Genomic DNA, 24832 nt, shown 5'->3' with positions numbered 1-24832 from the left:
ATCAATACCTCAAAGCTTCCACAGGGTGTTTACATCATCAAAGCGAGTATCCCGACTCAACAAAATAAAAAACTAACTGCTAAAATCGTGAAAGAATAAAAAACATAAATTATGAGAAAAATAATAAAACTGATTTTTGCTTTATTATTAGCAAATGAATTCTCAGGTCAAAATACATCATATAAACCCGATGTAGATGTATACCCAAAGACACCAGATGCAGCATCACTTTCTAAGGCTATTGATATTCCTCCAGGAAGTTATACAGGAGTTGCAGATTTTACCATCCCAATATATACAATAGATGTGGCTGGCGAGAAAATTCCCATACAGCTACAATATACAACAACGGGTGTTAAAGTTGCAGAAATTGCAAGCCGTGTTGGTTTAGGCTGGGCTTTAAATACTGGGCCACATTTGTCACAACAGATAATGGGAAGAATGGATAAACGACCAGAAAAACCTCTCTTAAATAATTCTATAGATATTCCTGAACCATGCTTGAAAGGACCTGTATATCCTACTACTGACCCATGTGGAATCGCACTTAGTGCTGTGGGAATTAGAAGTTTTGCAAACGAATTCACATACGATCAATTACCCGATATTTATTCATACAGTTTGTTAAACGGCGGGGGGCAATTCATTATGGATTCTAATGGATTAAATGGAATTCCACGACCATACAATATGACTAAGATAAAACCGATTATTATCAATGGTCAAAGAATAGATGCTATGGAAATGTCCGATGATAAAGGGGTTTATTATTATTTTAGAAACGATCATAATATGGGTATTGAGAATACTAGTAGTTGTGATCCTAAAGTAATACCAATTGACATTGACTATCAGCCCAATTACAAAATTGAAAAAATAAAATTTCCTAATAATGAGGAGATAATTTATACCTATGGTAAAAGTATAGGTGCTGCATATGTCACTTCAATTACAGAGCAGGATGAAATCAGTAAATACTGGGTTCCTTACGTAGGTAGCTTTAACCCTTTAGTATTACCCCCGGACAGATGCGTAAATCAGACTCAATTAAGAGAACAAGCTCTTTCGAGAATCAATTTTAGTCAAGGGAAAGTATTATTTTATTATAATAATGATACGGAAGGATTTACTGCTCCTCGGCAGGATCTATTAGGAGATGTATATTTGACAAGAGTAATAGTGAAGGATAATAATGATCATGTTATCAAAGATCTTTCATTGATGTATGATTATTTTATCACGTCTGATCCTGTTCCTGAAATTTATGAAAATTACTCATTTGCGAATGGTCCGGATATGTATAAACGTCTGAAACTTATAAATGTAAGAGATAACCTGGCAAACGGAGAATATGGATTTAGCTATTATGGAGAAGAGGAAAATCAAACTTTACCAAACAGACTTTCTTTTTCGCAAGACTTTTGGGGTGTGTACAACGGAAAATTAAATACTGCACCTATTCCAACTGTAAAAACGAGAGCTATTTTGGATGAGAGAAAAAGAGTCTATTTAGGAGCAGACAAGCAGCCAGATTTTAATTATGGTGTCATCGGCAATTTAAAAAAAATAAAATATCCTACAGGAGGTTATACACAGATTACCTATGAAGCAGATAACTATAAGTTATTTGAAGATGTTGGTCCTGTATATGGTTATGAAATACGTGAATCAGAAGAGGCAAACTTATACATGCCTTATCTTGAATTTGAAATTCTAAATAATAGTGGCTTACCAATCTATAATCAAGGTATTATTTTGTATGATTCCAAATGTGCTGAAAATTCACCAACTCCAGTCACTTGGAGTACACCTCAATGGGAATTATGGAAAAAAAACAGCTCAGGATCACAATTTACTAGAGTAGGGCAAGGAGCTGTTTGTACAACGCCTGTTAAATTTCCTATTAACAGGGAAGATACTCCAGGTATTTACAGGTTAAATGTCTATGAAAGATCTACTGATGGTGCACCAATCCCTCCAACAGGCACCAGAACAATAACGGCTAAATATAGTTGGGTAAATGAATATGTTATTACAGATTCAGATATAAGAAAGACAGGCAATATCAGAGTAAAGCAGATTGAAAATAATTCCATTGACAATGGAAAGATTATAAGAAAATATAGCTATATAGATCCAAATACCGGACAGACAAGCGGCATTAATCATGGAGAGGAACAATTTGTAGCCATAAAATATCAGGAATTTGATCTTCCTTTTCCTCCACCGGCAATAAGTGGAAAAAGATATATGCAATATCAAAGTAGAATTAATAACCCCGGATGGCAAATTAATACTGTAAGAGGCAAAGCTGTGGCTTACGGATATGTACAAGAAGTTTTCGAATCTTCTCTGAATCCTGTTACCAATTATAAAAAGGAAACCTTATATAACAATGATCCGGGAACCACTTTATATGAGCCTTGGGGCAAAATCAATGTTACCTGGCCGCTTCAACCCCTGGATAGAGGACTATTGCAACAGGAAAACTTGTATGACAGCAATGGAAATACAGTTCGCAAGACAGAATATAAGTATGATTATGACAATTATTTTAATAAAAATACTTCTTTAAATCAGAATCAGGGTTTTACTTCCGGTACAATTGCCAATGGCTTGGACATTCAGGTGAAAATGGTATCAAGGTTTAACGGGAACATGGGCTTAAGTGAATCTTATTATTTTAATTATGCAGAATTTGGGATTGGAAATATCTGGATCAAGAATGTCAAAACGACGACAACGGATTATATCAATAACCAGCCGACTACCGTTACGGAAAAAGTGACTGGTTATTCCAATCCTCCTATTCACACCTTTCCTGTGAGCGAGACGCTGAAGAACGGCAACGGCGATATCCTGAACTCCCAGCATTATAAGTATGCGGATGATATCCCCAATCCTTATCTTCAATCTAAAAATATGATTGGAATCCCGTTGCAGACCGAGGTAAAAAGTAATGGGGTTACCACTGTTTCAAAAATTGAGACACAATATCCTGTATCTCAAAATGAGGCCAACACCAAAACCTCGGGGCTTCCGTTGCCTGTAAGTGTATCGTCATTGGATCTGAAGAGCGGAACTATGTCTGCAGAAATGCTGTATAAAAAGTATGATCTCAAAGGCAATATTTTGCAATATATCCTGAAGCCAGATGCTAACGGAAACGGAATCCCGGTTTCTGTCATCTGGGGATACAACCAGATCTTTCCGATAGCCAAGATAGAAGGCGCAACATATGACAACCTCCAGAATATCCAATCTGTCATCTCGGCCATTGCAGCCTCCGATAGTGATGCCGCTGCGGCTCCCGGAAATGATGAATCCGCACTGCTGGCAGAGCTGGATAAGCTGAGAAAAGACCCGCTCCTGAGTAATTACCAGATCACTACATACACCTATGATCCTCTGGTAGGCGTACGGAGCATTACGGCACCTGGCGGTATGAGGGAGTTTTATAGCTATGACACTTCCGGCAGGCTAAAAGAAGTGAAGGATGCCAACGGCATCCTGCTTAAGAAAAACGAATACCACTATAAACCATAAAAGCACAAAATTATGAGAAAAAATAAGATCCCTGCACTACTATTGCTTATGCCAGTTGCAGGATTAGCGCAGACTGTACCCAGCCCCGGGGAAAATTATGTTTTCAGCACCGTCTGCCTGGATGAAACCTGTACCAGGAAAACGGAAACCATCCAATACCTGGACGGGCTGGGAAGGCCAAAGCAGATACTGAGCGTACAGGCTTCGCCGCTGGGAAATGATATAGTACTTCCTGTAGTCTATGATGGCTTTGGCAGGCAGGTAACAGATTATTTGCCGCTCCCGCAATCCGGAACCAGCTTTGGCAAGATTTACACCCATAATCCGGCTGCAGACCCGCCGGTATCCAATCCGGTATATTCTTCCATATTTCCGACGGAGACTACCTTCTACACCAAAAAAGTTTTGGAAGATTCTCCGCTGGACCGGGTAAGGCAGCAATACCATCCGGGGGCAGCCTGGAGCGCCAACCCTGTTGCAATGGATTATGCCGCCAATCTGAGCACAGACAAGGTAATGCGATTTTCTACAGTTACGGACTGGAATGATCAGAATAACAATACACTGCAGACAGGAACCGCCAAATACTATGGCAGCAATATGCTCTATAAAAATCTGGCACTGGATGAAGACGGGAATAAAACTACCGAATTTAAAAACCAGCAGGGGCAGACGGTTCTCATCAGAAGAGAGCTGGCCCCTAATGTCAATACCGACACCTATTATATCTATAACGAATATAACCAGCTGGCTTACGTCATCTCCCCGGAAGCCTCGGTAAAGATAGACGCACTGCAGCCGGGTACCAATATCTTAAATGATGCCGTAACCGGACCGGCGATACAGGAACTCTGCTACCAGTACCGGTACGATGGCAAAAGCCGCCTGGTGGAAAAAAAAGTTCCGGGCAAAGGCTGGGAATATATGGTGTACGACCGTGCAGACCGGCTGATCCTGACGCAGGATGCCAACCTGCGCGCCCAGGGCACATGGATGATCACCAAATATGACCAACTGGGCAGGCCCATCTACACGGGCCTGATGCAGGGCGGAACCAGGAGCAGCATGCAGAGCCAGGCAGGCAGCCTCATCATTGTAGAAGCCAAAGACGCAACAGGCTTTACCAGGAATGGACTGACAGCCTACTATACCTACGGCTATTTTGGCGCTCCGGATACATTGCTTTCCGTTAATTATTATGACAGTTACCCGCCGGGAACCACTTTCCCTGCCGGTGATGCGGTACAGAGCGTACCGATCCTGAAAGATACCTACCCAGCGGGCGTTAATGTCTCTACCAAAGCACTGCCCACCGCTTCGTATGTGAAAAATCTTGAGGATGACAGGTGGACCAGGAACTATACATTCTATGACCGGAAGGGCAGAGCTATAGGCACCCATAGCTACAACCACCTGGGCGGCTACACCAAAAACGAGAGTGTCCTGGACTTTGCCGGGCTGCCACAGAAGACCTTTACATACCACAGCAGGAACAGTCTTACTGCCACCTCTGCCACTATAGAACAGACCTTTACCTATGATGCCAAAAACCGCCTCACCAGGCACGAACATAAAGTGAACAGCCAGCCTACGGAAACCCTGGCGCTGAACCATTACAACGAGCTGGGGCAGCTGGACTGGAAAAAAGTGGGCGGCACGGGCACCGCACTGCAGACCGTAGATTACAGGTACAACATCCGCGGCTGGATCACCTCTGTGAACAACCCGGATAATATTGCCGCTATGGGCACCGATGTATTTGGCTACCGGATCCGCTACAATGAGACGATAAAAGGGCTGCCGGTACCCAATGTCAACTTTCCCGGCCTGCAGGTCACCAAGCGGTACAATGGGAATATAGCAGAGGTGGACTGGAACTCTGTGAATGCAACAGGGTCACAGCCCAGGACGGCCCCTTACCGTTTTGGCTACGTCTATGACGGTCTGAACCGGCTGAAAGCGGGCTTCTACCAGGGGCAGGTCAACCCTTCCCAGAGATCCTACCACGAGATAGTGGACCAGTATGACCTGAACGGGAATATCCAGCGACTGAAGAGATTTGGAGGGACAGACAAGTTTGGGAATGTCATCAGTATGGATGACCTGGTCTACCTCTACAGCGGAAACCAGGTGACGCATATTGATGATGTATCCGGCAATATGAGCGGCTATGAGGGCGGCAACGGACTGATAGAATACGACGCCAACGGGAATATGGTGCGGATGCCGGACAAAGGGATCACGAACATCACCTATAATATCCTGAACCTGCCGAGTGAGATACAGCAGCAGAACACTACGCAGTACCTGTACCGTGCCGATGGGGTGAAGCTGAAGAAAACCTTCATGCTGGATAATGGCACAGATATCACGGTTACCAATACGGAATACCTGGACGGCTTCCATTATGTGACGGAGAGCGCCCAAGTGGCGCAGGCGTTCCTGCAGACGGATGATAACACGCTGAGCGCCAGAACCGCTGCCGAGGAAGAAGTTTTTATAGAAAACGAAGCCGTGGTGCGGCCGATAGACCCTGGGGTGACGATGGCCCTGTCATTTTTCCCGACGGCGGAAGGGTTTTATGATTTTAAGAAAAAGCAGTACATTTATCAGTACAAAGACCACCTGGGGAACGTGAGACTGAGCTATAGCTGGAATGCGGCTATCAATAAGCTGGAGATCCTTGATAGGAATGATTATTACCCGTTTGGGATGAACTTTGTGGCAGCAGGAGCCGGCGCGGTGTATGACCCGAAAGGCTCACCGCTGAACTATAAGTTTGGAACCAAGGAACTGCAGGAGACAGGGATGTATGATTTTGGGGCCAGATTTTATATGCCAGACATAGGTAGATGGGGCGTTGTAGATCCGTTAGCGGAGAAGAACACGAGACTGACACCTTACCACTATGCAGCCAATAACCCTATCCGCAACATAGACCCGGATGGAAGAATGGATATTAATTTTACAGGTGAAGCCGCTAAAGAGGTGTTTGTCCAGTTAAGGGATAGTTTTAATTCTAAGAGCAGTAATAATAGTACGCAAAGGCCAAATGATTGGGTAAAAGATTCTTGGGGTTGGCATTGGAATGGTGAAATAAAAAGCAGGGAACAAGCTATGAAGGCTGGTTATTTTGATTATTCTGATGGACGAACCAATAATGTATATACCACGCCACTTGGCTCTAATGGTAAAGGTGTAGGGCGCAACCAAAAAGTAGTACTGGGACTAAATCGTAATTTTACGATTAACGGAGAAGCAAGGCTTGCACCAGATACAGGAGCATATATCAGTTCAAAGGAAATGGATAAGCTGGCGAAAGTGCTTTCTGCGCCGGTATATGTACCATTCTTTATTATGGGAGGAGAAAGTGTGATGTTTATGAAAGGATCTATTGATGTGCTAACGCAATATGGTGCCAAAGGAAGTGTCGATCTGAAACAAACTGCAATTACTACATTTGTGCCAGGTTATAAATGGGGAATTGGGCTTAATTTTATTAACAATAATTATAATTCTTACAATGATAATGGAGGTATTATTGGTGTTCAAAATGATTTTGGAAAAAATACTATAAAAGCGGGACTTTCATCTGTTGGTGGTCTTGGAGAGTTTTTAAAGCCAGGATTGTCGGGTAACGTGCTTTTCCAATTATCAAACCAAGGCGTCTCAAATATAGGTGATGCAACTATTGATAAAACATCTAATCAAGATTATTAAAAATGAAAAAAGAGAATAAAATTTTTTGGATATTTATGTCAATAGTTATAGTTGTTTTGCTTTTAATGATTTTTTTTGGTGAGAAATCATTTCTAAAACATACAAAATATACTATAGCGACTATAACTTCTGACTTTCACTATAGACAAACAACAAAAGGAGCAGGAACGGATTTCATATTTTTTTTAAATAACAAAAAAATTAAAAGTGGATCTTCAACAGGAACTTTTATTAAAGGTGATAACTACTTAATTGCATTTGATTCATTACACCCAAATAATAACTCAATTTTTCAAGTTAATGTAACGGATTCAATATATGTATATCCAAAAAATGGATGGAAACTAAAAGAAATTCCTTTTAAAGTTGATACAACTGCTCTAAAGCGGCAACTCAAAAAATGGTAAATGAAAAAGGGGATTTAGTTCCCCTCTTCATTTAATTTATACAGCCCTTTGAGTACGTCTAAAATAAAAAATTCTAAATCTTTTCTTATCCCTGTACTGAAAGGAATTAATAAATTCTGTTTTTTGGACGATTGTGCTGAATTTATTTTTTTATATGCTTTAATCAAATTTGTTATATCAGTGTTAGGTGTTTTTATAAAATAGTAATAGATACTACGATTAAAAAATTTAAAATTGCTGTTTGAGATCTCATCTTTTTGTTGGTCGCTCCAATTGTTAGCTTGTGCTACTTGTTGGATAACATCAATACAGTAACTTTTGATATATTCTTCAAAATGAGTTATTTCAATTAATTGGTCAACAAGAATTTTTTTATCAGGTGTTATTTCTACTTCTGGTGGAGGTGGTGTTTGTGCAAAATTAATTATACTCATAAATAGCAAAAAGAAGGCAATGTTTTTTTTCATATAAATTGGGACATTATTAGGATTTTTTTTAACTTAACGCAATATAATAATAATTAACATTCTTATCAATAAGTTGTCAATAATTATTTTAATCCATCCTAAATCAATTCGAAAAAACTTATGTAATGATTTAAATTAAACTTATAACCTAATAATAAACAAAGAGAATTTATGAAAAATACATTTTTAATAGTGTTATCATTTATATTGATAATATCTTGTGAAGGTAAAGCACAAAATAACAAGTTTTGTCTAAATACAAATAAAAGCAAATCTTCTAAAGAATGTGAAGAATGCTTAAATATTTTAGATAAAATGTTTGGGCAAAACGAGATTAATCAACAAGATTTTATAATAAAAAAATTAAATTATTTTCTTTTATTAAAAAAGTATGATGAAGCGTTAAAATTCGTATCGATACAGAATTTTAAATATTCCCAAGAAAAAGAAATTAGAAATAAGGAGATTGAGTTGGTAAGATTTTTTTGCTCAAATGATATAGAAAATTTTAAAAAAATAAAAGACAATTTATTAATATTTGTAGACAATCAAATGATAAATACTAAAGATGAAAAGTTACTTACCATACTAAGGAATGAGAAGTCGGCTATTGAATCTGATTTAATAGTAGAATACTATTGTTCAAGCTCAAAGGATGAAAATAATGTCTCTATTATATCAAGATGAGTAAGAAGTTGATGATGTATCAAACTTAGTGTGAATTATCATTATAAATACATTTATTCCAAATTTATCAGTACAAAGACCACCTGGGGGAACGTGAGGGTAAGCTATAGCTGGAATGCGGCTATCAATAAGCTGGAGATCCTGGACCGGAATGATTATTACCCGTTTGGGATGAACTTTGTGGCAGCAGGAGCCGGCGCGGTGTATGACCCGAAAGGCTCACCGCTGAACTATAAGTTTGGAACCAAGGAACTGCAGGAAACCGGTTTTTATGATTTTGGGGCCAGATTTTATATGCCAGACATAGGTAGATGGGGCGTTGTAGATCCTCTGGCTGAGAAGAACACGAGACTGACACCTTACCACTATGCAGCCAATAACCCTATCCGCAACATAGACCCGGATGGAAGAATGGATATTAATTTTACAGGGGAAGCTGCTAAAGAGGTGTTTATGCAGTTAAGAGATGCACAGGATGAGAGAAATATGAGAAATACGCAGAGACCGCCAGATGATCATTTTAATGCCAATGGCAGATTTATTTATAGAGATAATAAGAAAAGTAATAATGTAATCGTCCATTCTGGAAGTAGAGGGTATCTATTATCACAACTTGACTATTCTAGCAGAGGAACGAGACAAGCCGTTTCTAATATCTTAGCCCACTATGCTGCAGGAAAAGGTATGAAAGGATATATAGGTGTAGGTACATTCGCTACAGGAATAGCCAATACTAATGGGAATGGCAATATCTTCTTTAACTCTACATCATTAAAAAGCGGGCTTTTTAATGATGCGTACAATATCAGATCCTCTATAAACCACGAAATAGGACATAGAAATGAAAAAATAGATGGGGATTACAGTTTTGCAGCACATTCAAAAGTGTATTTACAGGAGGCTATGAATCCGGATTTTGCTAAGACCACCGAAGGCTACAGAGCAGGTCAGGCAGCCAGTTTTGGTCTACACGTCCTGAATGCAGCTAACAAAGAATCCAGCTATGGTATCAATCATTTAAATATGATCAATACCTATAACCAGGGAAATACTGGAGATGTTTATATAAACACATACAATCCGGGAGGATTGCCTACCGGCATTACCATAACACCACAAGTAGGGAACACATACTATAATACACAAGCCTATGAAGATATTAGCAAACCTCAAGATTAGTTTACTCTTTTTAGTTATCTTTTCCTGCAAAGAAAATAAGCAAAATAAAATACGTTCTGTTTTCGCAGGAGACAGCAGTAGAAAATGGTATTGTTACAGTATGGATGAGACACATGCATTTTATCCTTACAGAGTAAAAGAATTTTTTAGAGATGGAAAACAAATCCAGTATATAAACAATTCCTCAACAAAGCAATTAGAAAAAATACCAAAAGATGATATGTATAATCCTGAAAGATGGTTTATTATCAATGATTCGGTGGTGAGTATTGAATCTGAAAGAAATCCGGTAAGTGGATATTATCATAAACAGAATAGAAAAATTCTTTTCTATAACCAGGATAGTATTATTTTACAAGGAACTAAAAAAAGTGAATATCAAAGTATCCTAATTCTAACCCGATATAAAAAGGATAATTTACATAACACAGGAAAATCAAACATTGAACAAACAATACTCAAAGTGAAGGTAAATGGTAAAGAATACCCAACCCAGAAATACAAAGATATTGCAGATCCTCGCAATTAAAAATTTTCCAATTTTATTTTTATTGTTAGTAGGCTGTAAAAGCCCGTCAGACAAGATTAAGGATGTTATTCTGTATAATGACAGTGTAGGATACTGGAATTACGAATGGCCCAGAGACAGGGCTGAATTTTATGGTTTTACTTTTAAGTTTAATAAAAACGGTAAACTTATAAAATACTCTTACTCTAAATTAGAAAATGAAAGAAGAATATTTAATGATCCTGGCATTTGGCAGAGAATGGAATGGGGCGTTGCTAATGATTCAATATTAACCCTTATGAATTATAATTCTCAAATTAAAATCACCAAATATAATCAAGATACTATCTGGCTGTATGATAAGGAAGTTAAGAGAAAGGAGATGCTTATAAGAGTAAAAGGAGAATTAAATATAGTAAACTAATGTAAGGAACTGCAGGAGACAGGGATGTATGATTTTGGAGCAAGGATGCTGATGCCGGATGTGGGACGTTGGTTTAGTGTAGATCCTCTGGCTGAGAAGAACACGAGACTGACACCTTACCACTATGCAGCCAATAACCCTATCCGCAACATAGACCCGGATGGAAGAATGGATATTAATTTTACAGGGGAAGCTGCTAAAGAGGTGTTTATGCAGTTAAGAGATGCACAGAATGAGAGAAATATGAGAAATACGCAGAAACCGCCATATGACTATTTTTTAGATAAGAGTGGTAAAGTAGCTTCAAAAATCACAAATAACAAACCAAACAGATTTTTTGACTCAAATGGGAAACAGTTGTTTTTTAATGATCCAAAAGGTGTAAACAGCTCATTCTTGACGAGAAAGTTTAATGTTGGAGATAAGATTTATTATCCTGTGAGTAAAAATAATCTTATGGGCGCTATAAAAGATGTTGATTTAAACAGGCCTATAATGATGTTATTACAAGTTAGCAGAATGAATAGTAGTAACCCTACAGGACCAATATCAAAAACTCTAGCTTATGGTATGATAGCAAACGAATCTAGGTAATGTTCCAAACAAGTTGGTAAATAAAAATAGTATTGGTATTCAATACTATTTTTATAGAAATAAGATAGGAAAATAAAGTTTGAAATGGTATTGCTGGTAGCCGGAACAGGAGGAAATTAGAAAACAGGCTATCTAAAATGCTGAGACTCATAAAAGGTGTTTCAGATATGTTGGTGAATTATAACCGGTCACGGATTACAAATCCGCACCGTAGGTTTTTTTTACTAAAAGAATACTAAAAAAACTAACTTCTGATAAATTAGAGTAAGCTTCCGCCAAAGTAGAATAAGCTTCTGCTAAAATAGAATAACCTTCCGCTAAACTAGAATAGCCTTCCGCCAGAATGAAACAAGCTTCCGCCAAAGTAAAATAAACTACCGCTAAACTATAATAAGCTACTGTCGAAATGAAACAAGCTACCGTCAAAATAGAATAGCCTTCCGCTAAAGTATAATAAGCTTCCGCCAAAGTAAAATAAACTACCGCTAAACTATAAAGAAAAAGATATACAAATTGATTTTAAAATAATATTGCAGGTAGCCAGAACAGGAGAAATTAGAAAACAGGCTGTCTAAAATATTGAGAGCCATAACAGAGTGTTCCAGGTGTGTAGGTAGATTTATAATTGATCTCGGATTACAAATCCGCGACATCGGGTATTTTTGAATTATATCGATTCAGCTAAAGGAAATTTAGTTTAGAAAGTCTTCGAGAACCTCAGACGGACAACCTATGAATACAATTACTATTGAAGATATCCCGATGAGGAGATCAAAGTATTATATTAATTAATTTCCATTTAAGTTCCCTTTAAATAATATCTTTTCGCTATTTTCGTTGAAAAAGGAACAAACTTTGTTGAAGCTGAGGCTTTGACAATAATTTTGAAAATCTATATGAATTCAAAAAAAGTAATACTGGCTTCGATGTTATCGCTTTATGGGATTTCTGAGGCGCAACAATCTCAATATTTTACGCAGAAAGAAGACTATCATTTTGGTTTGGCAGAGAATCTCTACAACACCAAAGTTTACAACGCTTCCCAATACGAATATTCTCAACAATATTTTTACAATAAAAGTCTTAGCAATTCCAGAAAAGAAGCATCATTGTTTTTCAGTAATGTAATTGGCGTGATTTTGCAGCAGCAATATGCTGAAGAAGGTCTGAATGCTTTTATGAAAGAATATCCAAAGTCGGCTTATTTCGCTCAGGCCAACGGACCTTTGGCAGATTATTATTTGGCAAAAAAGGATTTTGAAAAAGCCTTGGAAACCTTACAGAAAGTCAATCAATACCAGCTGAGTAAAGAGGAAAATACACAGCATATTATGAAGCTGGGTTATGCCAAGTTTATGACAGGAGATTCAGCAGGAGCAATCGAAGCTTTGGAAGAATCATTTAAAAATGCTGATGAAAATAGCAAGCCCGCAATTTCTTATATGTTGGGACATCTTTATTATGCTGACAAGCAAAATGAAAATGCATTTGTTTACTTTGACCAAATCAAGAATAATGAAGACTATGCACATCTGGTAAAGCCTTATTATGTGCAGATGTACTACAATCAGAAGAACTATGATCTGGCAACCTCTGAAGGGAATGAAATCCTGAACAACGGAAAAACAACTGCTTACGATACAGAAATCCACAAAATAATAGGAGAGAGCTACTTTATGAAAGGCGATTACCAGTCGGCTTATCCGCACTTGAAATTATTTTTGGATAAAGAACAAACGCCGTCGGAAACCGACCTTTACGAAATGGGATTTGTTTCTTCTCAGGTAGGAAAAAATGCCGAAGCAGTAGGTTATTATAATCAATTAATTAACAGCCAATCTCCGCTAGCTCAAAACGCTTATTATCAACTCGGGAATGCTTATCTGCAAAATAATCAAAAACAAGAAGCGCTTTCAGCATATCGTAATGCGTCACAGATGAATTATGATGCGAAAGTTCAGCAACTGGCTTTGGAACAATATGCAAAATTGAGTTATGAATTAGGAAATCCATTTGAGAACTCTTCAAAAGTAATTCAGAGATATCTGGATAAATATCCGAATTCTAAAACTCAGGAAATGAGCTCACTGCTGGTTAAGTCTTATCTGTATTCCGGAGATTATAAAGCAACTCTGGATGCCCTTTCGAAACTTGACCAGAAAACGAATGAGACTAAAAAAATAGAGCAGGAGGTTTCTTATCTTTTAGGTTCTGAGGAATTCAACAAAGGGAATTTTGATGCTGCCGAAACGTATTTTAAAAGAAGTCTTCAATTCAATCTCAATAAAGATTTTTATAAAAAAGCACAGTATTGGTTAGGACAGACTTACTACCAGAAAGGTGATTATAAATCTGCCATTGCAACTTACACCAAACTTGAAAACGAAACTGCAGAAGGTTTTCCGGAACGTGAACAATTGGACTATGACTTAGGTTATGCTTATTTCAAGTCTAAGGATTTTGCTTCTGCTCAGGAATATTTTAAGGAATATCTGAGATTCCCGAAGCAGGAATTCAAAGCGGATGCAGAATTGCGTTTGGCTGATACATATTACGCCAACAATCAGTTGAATGAAGCTTTGGAAATTTATAATAAAACCGAAAATGCCAGCGATTATACGTTGTATCAAAAAGCTCTGGCATTAGGTTTCAAAGGCGATACGGTTGCAAAGATTTCTGAACTGAAAACCTTGATTTCAAAATATCCTAATTCGGAATATGTGGATGATGCGAACTATGAAATAGCGTCAGCTTATGCTCAGAATGATGATTTCAACAATTCCAATTCTTACTTTGATAAAGTCATCAAATCCAGTCCTGATAAGGATTTGGTAGCGAATTCCCAGATTTACAGAGCTCAGAATCTGATTGACCTGAATCAGAATGAAAATGCCATTGCAGAATTTCGACAATTGGCGAATCAGTATAAAAACACAGCTTACGCAGACAAAATTGTTGCTGCTGCAAAACCTGCTTTTGTGAAAACCAGTGATGTTGCAGGTTACGAACAATTTGCAAAAGGCCTTAATGTTAATGTTTCCGGAACAGAAATCAGTGAAATCAATCTTAATCTTGCACAGGATAGTTTCTCGAAAAAAGATTACACAAAAGCGGTTTCTTACTACGAAAAATATCTGGACCAGAGTCCAAGCGGTGATAATCTTTTCAAAGCGCAGTATGAGCTGGGCGAAAGTTATTATCAATTAAAACAAACGGATAAAGCATTACTTCCATTACAAAATGTTGCTGACTTTCAAAATGATTATCAGCAGGAAGCTCAGGTAAGATTGGCTCAGATTTATTTAGCTCAGGATAAAATTGCTGATGCGAAAAAGTATCTGGAACAGAATGCTAATTCTACCAATGTTACGATTAAAAACTTCGCTTCGGTAGAATTGATGAAAATCTATGCGGACGAAAAGAACTTTGCTGAAGCTGAAAAATATGCAAACGCTGTAATTGCTAATTCGAAAAATTCGGCAGCAACCCTGGAACAGGCGAAAGTCATCAAAGCAAGGAGCCTGATGCAGCAAGGCAAAGACAGGGATGCACAAACGGCTTATACCGCTTTGGAGAAATCTTCCAACACAGAAGTGGCGGCAGAAGCTTTATACGCGAAAGCTTTCTATCAGAATAAAGGAAAGGCCTTCAAGTCGTCCAATGAAACTATTTTCAAATTGGCGAACAATTATGCTTCAGAAGAATATTGGGGCGCAAAAGCTTTAGTCCTGATGGCGAAAAATTATCTGGCGCTGAAAGATAATTACCAGGCAAGTTATACACTTGACGAAATTATCAATAATTATGGCGATTTCCCGGAAATTGTGGCTGAAGCGAAGGAAGTGAAAGCCCAAATTAAAAAATAAGTAAAATATTGGCTTTGTATTTTTAATCGCAAAGTCGCAAAAATTTAAAAATAAAAAATGTTTAGAGACGCAAAGATTTTATCTTCGATAAAATTGTAGTTTAAGATTTGAATCTTTTTTTTGCGACTTTTAAACGAATTTTGAATCCAAACAAATTGCGCCTTTGCGATTAATTTGATTTTAAATAAAATTTAAATGAACAAACTAAAATATATCGCCGTTTTGGCATTTTTGGGAACAGTCGGGATCTCGGAATTAGGCGCTCAAATCAAGGAAGAGCAATTGATTCTCAACAGAAAAAGAGAACCAGAAGTAAAGAAAATCGAGAAGAAGAAAACATCTGTTGTTCAGGAAAAAAACTATCCGCCGGATAACAAGAAAAAGGAAGATTCGCTGAATCTGAAATATGATATCGTGAATGTTCCGCCGGTTTCCGATTTCAAAACCACCGAAATCCAGGGCGAAGATATTTCTCCGAAATTCTCCAATGATTATCAATCTAATTATTTCAGATTGGGTTATGGGAATTATGGGAAATTTTTGGCAGATGCTAATGTTTCGGGAAAAGTGCAGGACAATGTGGAAGTAGGAGCGGATTTACATTATCTTTCTACAAGTGGTCTGAAAAAGATTTACGATTGGGATTCTAAGCAGAATGAAGCTAAAATTGGCGGATTTGCTAATATTTATACGGAAAGCGGAAAGTTTAATATTGATGCCAATTATGCTTTCAACAATTACAATTATTATGGAATTTATGCATTGACGCCTGCAAATAATGATGTCGATTTGCAGCAAAAAGTGAATAAATTCAGTGTGAATGGTTATTACGACCATTACTCCAATGAAATTCTGAATAACGTTCGTGTGAAATCTTACTTTTTGAGCGACCATTTCGGAGCCAGTGAAAACTATGCGAATGTGGATGCTAATTTGTCCAAGCACGATTTTTCTGTTTACGATGATATTACAGCGAATGGAGATTTGGGAATCAATCTGGAAACGGTTAATTCCAAATTTGATATCCTGAATAAGAATACAAATAATCAATTCAATTTTACCTTATCGCCCAAAGTCACTTTCTACAAAGGCGATTCTTATTTGTTAATTGGTTCTGATTTTAGTTTCCTTAATTCTAAAAACTCCAGCAATGTAACCGAAGAATCAAAAAATAATAAATTCTACTGGTTTCCTAAAGCAGAGGTTTTGGTTGCAGCTGCGGATGAATTCAAGTTTTATGGAGGAATTGATGGCGGTTTGAAACTCAATACTTACGGGAATCTTCTGGACGAAAATCCTTTCTTGATTTCTGATTTCACTTTAACTCCAACTGAGACCAAATACCATTTTTATTTCGGTTTGAAAGGTGATGTTGACCAGACTTTCAAATATGATGTTAATGCAGGATTCAGCAAAGTGAATAACGCTCAGTTTTTCTATAATAATAATTTGTTTGATAATACTATTAGCGCAGACAAGCACGGTTATGATTATGCAAATACTTTCAGTTCAATCTATGATAACGGAACTCTGATGGAAGTAAAAGGAGATTTGCAGGCTTTCCCAATAGAAAATCTGACTGTTGATGCGGGTTTACATTTTATGAAATACAAATTAGATAACCTGGAAGAAGTTTATTACAAGCCATTATTCCAGTTTAATCTGGGTGCAAAATATACTATGCTTGAGAAAAAACTGAATCTCGGCTTCAAAGCTTATTTCGTAACGGACAGAACGTCAAATTCTTATTCCATCGCTCAAAATGGTTTTAATCCTGACCAGTATATATCTGTTGAAAATAAAAATGAAAAAGTTGGTGGGTTTGCAGATTTAAACTTATCCGCAGAGTACAAAATTCACAAAAATTTCAGTATTTTCGCACTCGGAAATAATCTACTGAACGCCAAATATCAGAATTATCTGGGTTACAAAGTTTTAGGAGCACAGTTTCTGGGAGGTGTGAAGATTACTTTTTAATGATTAATTGTAAATTATCAATTTAATCAATTACCAAGGCTGCATAGTTTAATGGATAGAACTTCGGATTTCGGCTCCGACAGTGAGGGTTCGAATCCTTCTGCGGTCACCTTTCGGGAAAAAGCATTTTTAAAAATGCTTTTTCCTTTTTTTTGGTAATGGTTCAGATATGGAGTTTTTAATTAACTTCATTGATAATCAATATCACCACACTGAAAGAAGATAATCTGCCCATCTTTTCTGAGGCTTCCCCAATAGTAGAAAACAGACCAAAAAAGCAATTAAAATTCCTGCTAAATAAAATAGTTTGGAAGAAGAGATTCTACATCGAAACCCATTAAAAATAGACATAAAATGAACTGAAATATATTCATTTTAAATTTAATGAGAAATGAAAACAAAATGCCTACACTGATAAAAGTACGGGGATTTTTCATTTATTAAAAGCTTCAAAATTATTCAGAACTGAATAAATTATAGATTTTCTTCCTGGCCTCATCATTAGAACTTACTTTATAAAACTCTTCAAGCAAATCCAAAGTAGTCGGTTTTTTAGGATATTGATTATGCAAAAGAAAACTTTTAAGCGCTGCGTTTACCTTGTCTTCGCCAATCAGTTCGCTTAGTTTCACCATAACCACTGCACCTTTTGAATAAGAAATATGCGTATTTTCACCGCTCACTTTGTACAGCGGCTGATTTTCAGATAAGCCTTTTTCGTTATTAAAAATCTGTTGATGAACTTTTATTCTTTCCATCGTTTTTTCTTTTCCGTGCATCTTTTTGTAGATCATCATTTCGGTGTACATCGCTAAGGTTTCAGTCAGCATCACTGCGCCTTCTCTGTCATCAGGATCGATCTGGCTGTTTCCCCACCAGAGATGCGAAAGTTCGTGCCCTGCAAGCTCATTGATGACATCCTGGTTTTGATCAGCTTTAATATTGGCGTGGAAAAGCATATCTTCCGTCATAAAAATAGATGAAGGATAAGCGGTAGCCGCAAAACCTTTCGTAAAAGAAGAAATTTCCGCAAAGCTGATAGTTTTGAAGGGATATTTTCCAAAATTCTGTGTACAGTAATCCAACGTAATTTTTGCATTTTCAAGTAAATGCTCTACGTTCTCCGAATGTTTTTTATTATAAAAAATATTGATCGTAATGCCTTTGTAAATCAAGCTTTTCACCTGATATTTTGCAGAGGAAACAGCAAAACGAAACGGAATTCCATTCGATCTGTAATGAAAATAGTTTCGGTTATCTTTACGGTAATGTCGAATCAGATCTCCGGTTCCTACAGCGGTCTGATCCTTTTCTGTCGAAACGGTCATATCCAGATTAATGAAGTCTTTTTTGAATACTTCTGGAGCTTCTAATTTTTTTAATTCCGATTGTTTTCCCAGCTTAAATTCTGTCCGTTTTTCTTCATCTTCAATTTCATTATCAGCTTGATATCCGAAAATTGGAAAATATCGGCTGATTCTCATAAAAGATCCATTTTCTATGATTGAATTGAAAGAATCATGACCATTAACCGCTGACCATCGATAGGAAATTTTAAAATCTAAAGTGGCTATTTCTCCGGGCTTTAAAGGTTGTTTTAAATCAATTTCAGTTACTTGATGAGTAATTTTTTTTAATTCGAAATCTGTTTTGAAATTGGCTGACTCTATTTGGAGATCAGAATCGAAATTAATTAAAATCTTATCAATAGATTTGTCGGTTTGATTTAACAACCTATATGTTCCATTGATCTTATAAGAATTTTCGGATGGAAAAAGCTGGATTTCGGTAGTCACATCAGTAATGGTCGGTTGTGCAAGATCTTTATAATGTTTAAATTTCTGTTCGTATTGAGCCGATTGTGCCATCTTTTCATCTTCATTTTGAGGAATATAGCCTTTCATAAAAACATTTCCGGCAAAAACTCCAACAGATAATATAAAAACCGTTAGAATGATTTGTTTTACATTCCATTTTTTTGTTTTGATGTAATTGTTAATTAGCCAAAAACAGACAATTATACTTAGTCCGAACAGCAATCGTTCTGCAAAAGCTGACGCATAAGGTCCGTATCCGTTAAAATCGCTGTAAACGCCTTTGTAATCTGAAAATATTCTCAATAATGGATTGGATATGATTTTTTTCGAGACAGGTCCAGCGAATGTTAAACCCGCAAGCACAGAAATTCCCAACGCAACAAATCGATTTTGGATATTGTCATTGATCAGCAAAATAAAAGCTGAGAAAAGGATTAGTGGAAAAGTATTAAAAAGAACGGTTCCCAGATACGCATTCCAATCGATGCGAAAATAACTGTAAATGAACTGAAATATCAATCCTTCAAAAATCAAAATAGCCGTAAGAAAGAAAAATAAGACACTGATGGAAAGAAAATGTCCGCTGAGTTTGTTTTTAGAAAAATAAGTGCTTTTCTCAATCAGTGAAAACCCCGACGATTGGCTTCTCCAGTACAAATCATTAATAAAATAAATGGCGATCAGCATTCCAAATAGATGGAAATTTTCCGAAATGGTGGTCGACATCAATCCTGAACTTGCATATTTTTGAGGAAGACGGATTCCTTTTTCTATTTCAGCGTACATTTCCATTCCTACAAAAAATAAAAGCAATATTGAAATGGCTACAATAGTGATGCTTTTAAAAAGGTAAATGAGGTCGATTTTTGCAAATGATAGTACGGATTTTATATCAGAAATAAATCCAAAAGAAGATTTCGTGGTTGTAAATGGTTTTAAATTTTTACTAAAAGAAATACTTGCGACCTTGTTTTTGCTTTTATTTTTATTTTGGGAAGGTGGAGAGAATGAAAATAGCCTGTAAGTCAATATCAAAAATAACATTGAAATAATCAAAAAAACGATTCTGTTGATCAATAAAAATCCGGTAAATGGTACAATCAATTCATTCTTTTGTTGAGCCGATAACGTTCTTGCTTCAAAAAAATAAGATGAAATTCCAAAAGGGTCTATCAATGCTGATAATTGCTGTGTTTGCAATGATTGTGGTAAACTTCCTGCCATAAACGGCGAATTTGAAAAAACGAGGATCACCATATAAAGAACGTAAAGAAACAATCCGCCAACAACAACCAGAAGTTTTTTCTTGGTGGTAAATGAAATGAAAAATAAAAAGCTGCAGACTACAATACAATTGATTCCTCCGAAAATAAGAAGAGGGTAGAAGTAATGCCAGAAATGAAAATGTTGCTGAATTTCACTTCCTGTTCTTAGATTTTGTCCGATTATAAATCCGATCATTAAAAATATAAAACTGAAGAAAGTCTGCAGAAAAAAATTAAGAAATTTTCCCTGAAGATATGTTCGCTTTGAAAACGGATACGAGAAAATGAGAATATCAAATTTCGAATCCCAGTCTTTAAAAAGCACCTGAATGGCAAAAATTATCGCAAAAAAGATGATAACCAGGCTTAATAATCCTGTCATAAAACCAATGGTGTAAGGAGAATTTAAATAAATTCCTTCTCCAACGGTAAGATTGAACTGATTTCCACAGAAAATGCCTATTAACAGTAGAATTAAGGCAACGAAATATGCAGACCACCGCTTGATTGTACGTTTGGCCTCAAATAAAAATAAAACATTCATAATTATGGTTTTTGAGTAAGCGTGTTGAAATAGACGTGTTCCAACGATGGATGGACTGCCGTAAAATCTGAAAGCGGTTGTTCCGAAAATGCAGTGATGTGTAATTCTCTTTCAATCAATTGTTGGCTGATGATCCTGTAATTGGATTGATAATGTTCCAGCTGATCTTTTTCGATAGATTTTGACCATATCTTATTTTCCAGCTCATTGACTAGTTCATTTGGATTTCCTTTTTTTAACAACTTTCCCTGATTGATAATAGCTACTTCCGAACACAGATTCCGGACATCTTCAACCAAATGCGTGGAAAGAATCACGATCACATCACTGCTGATCTCGTTAAGTAAAGAATTGAAACGGTTCCGTTCTTCAGGATCCAGACCAGCGGTGGGTTCGTCAACGATAATGATTTTCGGATTTCCCAGCAAAGCCTGTGCAACCCCGAAACGCTGCCTCATTCCGCCGGAGAATGTATGAACTTCCTTGTTTTTAAAATCAGAAAGATTGACTTTTTCCAACAGGTTTAGAATTTGGTTATTCCGTTCAGAATTATTGCTGATCCCTTTCAATAAAGCTATATGTTGTAAAAGATCATACGCAGATACTTTGGGATAAACGCCAAAATCCTGAGGCAGAAATCCGAGATTTTGTTTGATATGATCTGGATTTTCAGAAACATCGATTTCGTTAAAAATGATTGTGCCCGAAGTTGGTTTCTGCAGTCCAAAGATGGTTTTCATTAATGATGATTTTCCGGCTCCGTTGGGTCCCAATAAGCCGAACATTCCGTTTTCTATATTCAAAGAAATATCTTTAATAGCTTGAAAACCATTTTTGTAGGTGAGGTTTAAGTTGTTAATTGTTAAAGTATTCATAGGCTTGATTTTGGGTCATAGAATTCCTGGCAACGTTTCCATTGCTTTTCAAATTGTGCGTAAAAATGATGGTGATAAAGCTAATTGACTAAGGTCACAAGAGCTTTTCGATATATTTAATTATTCTTCTTTATACTCCAGAATATCTCCTGGCTGACATTCCAACGCTTTACAGATTGCTTCCAGTGTATCGAAACGCACACCTTTAGCTTTTCCGGTTTTTAGAACAGAGAGATTGACATTACTAATTCCTATTTTCTCCGCCAATTCTTTACTCTGCATTTTTCTCTTGGCAAGCATAACGTCTAAGTTGATGATAATCGGCATTTTATATAAATAGATCTTGTTCGTTTTGTAAATGTAAACCCTGTTTAAAAATATTGGCAAGGAAATAACAGAAAATTCCCAGCATAAAGTGGATAAAAACCAATCCCCAAATGATACTTTCCACTTCTACAAAAAAACTTGCTGTAATAACGATGGGTAAAGGAAAGAAAATATTATACATATAAAATCTTTTAAGATGCACGATATTTTCTTCGGTAAATAATTTTGACTGAAAGAAAACCTTAAACACCTTTGCTGACAACCAGAAAAAGATTCCGTACGTCAAAAGAACCAGCAAAAAAGACAGGATAATATAGGGATAATTGTTTTCGATGTTCAGAAAAGGCTGTTCTGTAAATGGATAATTAATATGCAGATACAGATTTTGTTTGTAAGTCGTCACTGCAAAACCAGTCAACAGGCAAAACACCGAATATACAAATGTGAAAAGATAACCTGCAGATAATACAATACACAGGTAATACAGGATCTTTGAAATATTTTTACTGTGATTCATAGGATAATCAATTAATTTGTTAATGCAAATATATAATTAATTATCGTAAAACATTAATTATTTAAAAAATAATCAATTAAATATATCCAACACTAATCAGAAAAATAGGCCATACATAATTACCCATAAAGTTTTTCAAATAATAACAAACTCCGTAGTTATGCCTTTTTAAAGAATGAAAACATAGAATCGTTGTATGCAGGAAAAAAATACAGGTTTTTTTTGATCATCTGGAAGAGAAAAAATACTGTAACCAATTTCCACTTTTCATATATTTATATCAAAATTAATTATATGAAAAAGAAAGCTATTCTTATCCAAGATAATAAAGTTGTCATGGATATAATGGATGAGATATTGGAAGAAGAGGGTTTTGATGTTACTTCTTCTCTGACAACCGAACCTATAGAAAAAATTGACGAGAATGAGCCTGACATTGTTATTATAGACGATCACATTAAAGGAAAAAAGAAAGGTTCGGAAGTCATTAAAGAAATCAAAACTAATCCGAAAACGGAAGAAATATCTTCTGTACTGACCTCAACATCACATGATCTTCCAACGACAGCCAAAGAATGTAAAGCGGATGATTATATTGAAAAGCCATTTGATATTGACCACATGATTGAAGTTGTTAAAAAAAATTCTTGAATTAAATTTATGTGAAGTTCTTTCGGCTCACTTCTAATCTTTGAATGTCTGCTCTAAATCTATTTTTCTATAGTATGAGTATTACTTTTTATAAACCAAAATCAGATCTGTTAAGCCAATATATTGAGGGATTTTAAAAAGCAATTAACCGGAAGTACAGATGCAACAGATAACTTTTTCTATACAAAAGATGTTATCCGAACAGTAGAAAAAAATGGTCTTTCTGTCGGAATAAAAAAGATAGAAGCCGATTCCAACAAAAAATATATCCTTAAGGAGAATTTAATAGAAAGATATGGACAAAAGTTCCTCTTCGAAAAAAATATATTCAGGCAATTCATCTGTTTCAATTGTGTACTACTCAGTTTCCTGATTCTGCCAGCCCTTATTATAACCTGAGTGAAGCTTACAGATTATCCCATCAGACGGAAAAAGCCATTGAATCTTTGAAAATCTATTTAATGAAAGAGCCGCTGGATAAGGAAGCTGAAATTAAGTATGAAAATTTAAAAGCAGTAAATAATTACTCTTAAATAATTAAGGTTAATATTAATCCAATATTGCCCACAAAACTGTCTCTGAATTCACTTATTTCATCAAAAGTTTGTTCTTTAACTTTAAAGAAGTTTTGTTTGAGGTCATAAAGTTGTTTCAGATGTTTGGTGCATTATAAAAGTCACGTACTACAAATCCAAGACATTGGTGTTGAATTCCTAGAAAAATTCTGGATCACAAAGGTATTCGATCACTATAAACCGCAGGAATCTGCCAAGATGAAATATTAAGTAAGTTATAAAGAATAGTAATGTTATATTTGAATGATCATAATTCCAGTTTTTTTGAACTGATGAATTAAAAAATGATATTATGCATGATCAACTCATCCGTCTTATTTCAGAACGTGCACAACTTTCAGATGTGGAAAGAGAATTATGCATTCAGTATTTTGAACCCGTCCTGTATCCCAAAAACAGAGTGATTGAAGAAGAAGGAAAAGTTCCTCAATATTTATATTTTGTGGTTTCAGGTTTTGTACGGCTGTTTCATTACAATGATAAAGGCCATGAGGTAACCACGCACATCAATTGTCCTCCGGGTTTTATTACTTCTTATTCCAATTTTACAAATCAGATCCGATCAGATGAAAATCTGGAATGTATTACGGAATGCGAACTTTTACGTATTACAAAGACAGATCTTGATTTGCTTACTCAAAAAAGCCCTGCATTTAAAGATTTCAGTTTTTTAGTTTTTCAGAAATCGTTATCCTACAATGAGAAACGGGCGAAAGAACTGGCAACACTTACCGCAGAAAAACGCTATTTAAAATTAATGACAGAACATCCTGAGTTGTTGCATAATGTTCCAATGCAGTATATCGCTTCTTTTCTGGGGATGAACCCTAAAAGTTTGAGCCGTATCCGCAAACAGATTTTTAAGTAACATTTGTGAAGTGATTTT

Annotated in this window: 19 protein-coding genes and 1 tRNA gene; 14 read left to right on the top strand and 6 right to left on the bottom strand. The window is 36.3% G+C overall.

The window, feature by feature from the left end:
* Positions 1-111 precede the first annotated feature (111 nt).
* The 3 genes from QOL71_RS17480 to QOL71_RS17470 are packed head-to-tail and all read left to right on the top strand — an operon-like array spanning position 112 to position 7673.
* Positions 112-3546 carry a hypothetical protein gene (locus QOL71_RS17480; protein ID WP_283418181.1) on the top strand — a complete coding sequence of 1145 codons (3435 nt, stop codon included), beginning with the start codon at positions 112-114 and terminating at the stop codon, positions 3544-3546.
* Positions 3547-3558: 12 nt separating this feature from the next.
* Entirely contained in the window at positions 3559-7266 is a 3708-nt protein-coding gene (locus QOL71_RS17475) for a DUF6443 domain-containing protein (protein ID WP_283418180.1), read from the top strand.
* A gap of 2 nt (positions 7267-7268) precedes the next feature.
* Positions 7269-7673, top strand: a complete 405-nt coding sequence (locus tag QOL71_RS17470; RefSeq protein ID WP_283418179.1) for a hypothetical protein — start codon at positions 7269-7271, stop codon at positions 7671-7673.
* Between the two features lie 14 nt (positions 7674-7687).
* On the opposite strand, the gene QOL71_RS17465 is transcribed toward QOL71_RS17470, so the two are convergent.
* Positions 7688-8140, bottom strand: coding sequence for a hypothetical protein (locus tag QOL71_RS17465; protein WP_283418178.1), 453 nt, complete (start codon positions 8138-8140; stop codon positions 7688-7690).
* Positions 8141-8311: 171 nt separating this feature from the next.
* Here QOL71_RS17465 and QOL71_RS17460 point away from each other — a divergent pair, with 171 nt between their 5' ends.
* Genes QOL71_RS17460 through QOL71_RS17440 form a run of 5 tightly spaced genes read left to right on the top strand, consistent with a single transcriptional unit; the run spans position 8312 to position 11532 of the window.
* Positions 8312-8827 (top strand): hypothetical protein, encoded by a 516-nt coding sequence (locus tag QOL71_RS17460; RefSeq protein WP_283418177.1) that lies wholly within the window; start codon positions 8312-8314, stop codon positions 8825-8827.
* Between the two features lie 30 nt (positions 8828-8857).
* Positions 8858-10006 (top strand): RHS repeat-associated core domain-containing protein, encoded by a 1149-nt coding sequence (locus QOL71_RS17455; protein WP_283418176.1) that lies wholly within the window; start codon positions 8858-8860, stop codon positions 10004-10006.
* Complete coding sequence (locus tag QOL71_RS17450) at positions 9978-10535, top strand: hypothetical protein (protein WP_283418175.1); 558 nt, start codon at positions 9978-9980, stop codon at positions 10533-10535. Before QOL71_RS17455 ends, QOL71_RS17450 begins: the two co-directional genes overlap by 29 nt.
* Positions 10516-10938 (top strand): hypothetical protein, encoded by a 423-nt coding sequence (locus QOL71_RS17445; RefSeq protein WP_283418174.1) that lies wholly within the window; start codon positions 10516-10518, stop codon positions 10936-10938. Before QOL71_RS17450 ends, QOL71_RS17445 begins: the two co-directional genes overlap by 20 nt.
* A gap of 24 nt (positions 10939-10962) precedes the next feature.
* Positions 10963-11532 carry an RHS repeat domain-containing protein gene (locus QOL71_RS17440; protein WP_283418173.1) on the top strand — a complete coding sequence of 190 codons (570 nt, stop codon included), beginning with the start codon at positions 10963-10965 and terminating at the stop codon, positions 11530-11532.
* Positions 11533-11727: 195 nt separating this feature from the next.
* Here the strand turns inward: QOL71_RS17440 and QOL71_RS17435 are convergent, their stop codons facing one another.
* The gene (locus QOL71_RS17435; RefSeq protein ID WP_283418172.1) at positions 11728-12000 is read right to left on the bottom strand and encodes a hypothetical protein; all 273 of its coding nucleotides are present in this window, start codon (positions 11998-12000) and stop codon (positions 11728-11730) included.
* Between the two features lie 428 nt (positions 12001-12428).
* Here QOL71_RS17435 and QOL71_RS17430 point away from each other — a divergent pair, with 428 nt between their 5' ends.
* The 3 genes from QOL71_RS17430 (at position 12429) to QOL71_RS17420 (ending at position 17484) form a co-directional block, all read left to right on the top strand.
* Positions 12429-15398, top strand: coding sequence for a tetratricopeptide repeat protein (locus tag QOL71_RS17430; protein WP_283418171.1), 2970 nt, complete (start codon positions 12429-12431; stop codon positions 15396-15398).
* Between the two features lie 195 nt (positions 15399-15593).
* Complete coding sequence (locus QOL71_RS17425) at positions 15594-17375, top strand: TonB-dependent receptor (protein ID WP_283418170.1); 1782 nt, start codon at positions 15594-15596, stop codon at positions 17373-17375.
* Positions 17376-17412: 37 nt separating this feature from the next.
* Positions 17413-17484, top strand: a tRNA-Arg gene (locus QOL71_RS17420).
* A gap of 346 nt (positions 17485-17830) precedes the next feature.
* Here QOL71_RS17420 and QOL71_RS17415 read toward each other — a convergent pair.
* The 4 genes from QOL71_RS17415 to QOL71_RS17400 form a co-directional block, all read right to left on the bottom strand.
* Positions 17831-21001 carry an ABC transporter permease/M1 family aminopeptidase gene (locus QOL71_RS17415; RefSeq protein WP_283418169.1) on the bottom strand — a complete coding sequence of 1057 codons (3171 nt, stop codon included), beginning with the start codon at positions 20999-21001 and terminating at the stop codon, positions 17831-17833.
* Between the two features lie 2 nt (positions 21002-21003).
* Positions 21004-21876 (bottom strand): ABC transporter ATP-binding protein, encoded by an 873-nt coding sequence (locus QOL71_RS17410; protein WP_283418168.1) that lies wholly within the window; start codon positions 21874-21876, stop codon positions 21004-21006.
* Positions 21877-21996: 120 nt separating this feature from the next.
* Positions 21997-22203 carry a helix-turn-helix domain-containing protein gene (locus tag QOL71_RS17405; RefSeq protein ID WP_074234565.1) on the bottom strand — a complete coding sequence of 69 codons (207 nt, stop codon included), beginning with the start codon at positions 22201-22203 and terminating at the stop codon, positions 21997-21999.
* 1 nt (position 22204) lies between these two features.
* Positions 22205-22720 carry a DUF2975 domain-containing protein gene (locus QOL71_RS17400; protein WP_283418167.1) on the bottom strand — a complete coding sequence of 172 codons (516 nt, stop codon included), beginning with the start codon at positions 22718-22720 and terminating at the stop codon, positions 22205-22207.
* A 294-nt stretch (positions 22721-23014) separates the two neighbouring features.
* Between QOL71_RS17400 and QOL71_RS17395 the strand changes: the two genes are divergently transcribed.
* The 3 genes from QOL71_RS17395 to QOL71_RS17385 all read left to right on the top strand — a co-directional run bounded on the left by QOL71_RS17395 (position 23015) and on the right by QOL71_RS17385 (position 24814).
* A complete protein-coding gene (locus QOL71_RS17395; protein WP_283418166.1) occupies positions 23015-23371 on the top strand; it encodes a response regulator in 357 nt (118 codons plus the stop codon).
* A gap of 350 nt (positions 23372-23721) precedes the next feature.
* A complete protein-coding gene (locus QOL71_RS17390) occupies positions 23722-23904 on the top strand; it encodes a hypothetical protein (RefSeq protein ID WP_283418165.1) in 183 nt (60 codons plus the stop codon).
* 334 nt (positions 23905-24238) lie between these two features.
* On the top strand, positions 24239-24814 hold the full coding sequence (locus tag QOL71_RS17385) for a Crp/Fnr family transcriptional regulator (protein ID WP_283418164.1): 576 nt from the start codon (positions 24239-24241) through the stop codon (positions 24812-24814).
* Positions 24815-24832 lie beyond the last annotated feature (18 nt).

It is taken from the genome of Epilithonimonas pallida (assembly GCF_900182975.1).
GTDB lineage: Bacteria > Bacteroidota > Bacteroidia > Flavobacteriales > Weeksellaceae > Epilithonimonas > Epilithonimonas pallida.
This window is presented reverse-complemented; position numbering and strand designations above follow the sequence as displayed.